Below are 1,236 nucleotides of genomic sequence, written 5' to 3'. Positions count from 1 at the left end.
TAGTGCCGCATCAGAGAACCTTTGCCCTGTTGTGATGTGACGCGCTGTTCGGGTGTTGGTCCGGACGGCGCGGTGTTGCCAGGCTGTGCGGGTGGCAGAACGAGTACGCGTTCGCGAGATCGATGACGACGAGGGGCAGCGTCTGCTGCGGATCGTCCGTAGGGGCACCGGGTCGGTGGTGACGTGGCGGCGGGCCCAGATGGTGCTGCTGTCCGCGCAGGGCATGGCTGTGGCGAAAATCGCGGAGGTGACGTTCACCAGCGCGGACCGGGTCCGGGATGTGATCCACAACTTCAATGCCGACGGCTTCGACTCCCTCTATCCGAAGTACAAGGGCGGCAGGCCGAAGAAGTTCACGCTGCCCGAGCGCCGGGAGATCAAGAAGATCGCCAAGTCCAAGCCGGCCGAGCACGGCCTGCCGTTCTCGACCTGGAGCCTGGCCAAGCTGGCCGACTTCCTGGTCGCCGAGGGGGTGGTCGACGACATCAGCCACGAGGGCCTTCGGGTCCTGCTCCGCGAGGAGGGCGTGTCCTTTCAACGCATAAAGACGTGGAAGTTCTCCCGCGACCCGAACTACGCGGCCAAGAAGGCTCGCGTTGAGCACCTCTATGCGATGGCCGACGGCGAGGTCATACCCGAGGAAGGCGAGCCCGATGTCGTCTTCTGCCTGGACGAGTTCGGGCCGCTCAACCTCCAGCCCCACCCGGGGCGGCAGTGGGCCGAGCGCGGCGGGAAACACAAGGACCCCGACCGCGAGCCCCGCCCGCGGCGGCGGGCGACCTACACCCGCCCGCACGGGGTCCGCCACCTGTTCGCCGCCTACGACCTGGGCAAAGACCAGCTTTACGGCCACATCAAGCCGAGAAAGCACCGCACAAGGTTCCTGGAATTCTGCCGCTACCTGCGCAGCCTCTACCCACCCGAGGCCCGCATCGCGATCGTCCTGGACAACTTCTCCCCGCACCTGACCACGAAGAAGGACACCCGGGTCGGCGACTGGGCCGCGGACAACAACGTCGAGTTCGCCTACACGCCGACGAACAGTTCCTGGCTGAACCGCATCGAGGCCCAGTTCACCGCCCTGCGCTACTTCGCCCTGGACGGCACCGACCACGCCACCCACAAGGAGCAGGGCAGCATGATCCGCCGCTACATCATCTGGCGGAACAAGCACGCCGCCGACGAACGCCTACGCAAAGTGGTTGACAGGGCGAACGTTGCCTGATGCGGCACTAG

General features: G+C 65.9%; 1 protein-coding gene. It reads left to right on the top strand.

The window, feature by feature from the left end; all coding sequences use genetic code 11:
* Nucleotides 1-91: 91 nt before the first annotated feature.
* On the top strand, nt 92-1,225 hold the full coding sequence (locus tag BZY54_RS11605; RefSeq protein WP_244217103.1) for an IS630 family transposase: 1,134 nt from the start codon (nt 92-94) through the stop codon (nt 1,223-1,225).
* Nucleotides 1,226-1,236 lie beyond the last annotated feature (11 nt).

The organism is Streptomyces carpinensis (assembly GCF_002154505.1).
Lineage (GTDB): Bacteria > Actinomycetota > Actinomycetes > Streptomycetales > Streptomycetaceae > Streptomyces > Streptomyces carpinensis.
The sequence above is the reverse complement of the archived record's forward strand: the minus strand, read 5'-3'. Positions and strand labels throughout refer to the sequence as shown.